Annotated in this window: 1 pseudogene; it reads right to left on the bottom strand. The window is 72.2% G+C overall.

Annotated elements, in window-relative coordinates:
• A pseudogene (locus ADL25_RS20915) lies at nucleotides 1-223 on the bottom strand (haloacid dehalogenase type II); the annotation flags it as partial.

Below are 223 nucleotides of genomic sequence, written 5' to 3'. Positions count from 1 at the left end.
TGGTCGTTGAGGCGGCGCAGGGCGGCGGGGACCTCGGGGTGGGGCGGCATGGCGGCGAACCGGTCGGTGAGTTCGGCGGTGTCGGCGTCGCTGATCGTGATGTCGCGGGTGGCGGCGAGCATCCGGAGCACGGCGCCGCCGATGTCGGTGAACGGGACGTACACGCCGCTGAGGGTGAGCGCCTCGGAGTAGGTGATCAGGTGGGCGAACCACAGGCGCAGGG

Origin of the sequence: Streptomyces sp. NRRL F-5122 (assembly GCF_001507435.1) — a bacterium.
GTDB classification, from domain to species: domain Bacteria; phylum Actinomycetota; class Actinomycetes; order Streptomycetales; family Streptomycetaceae; genus Streptomyces; species Streptomyces lannensis.
This window is presented reverse-complemented; position numbering and strand designations above follow the sequence as displayed.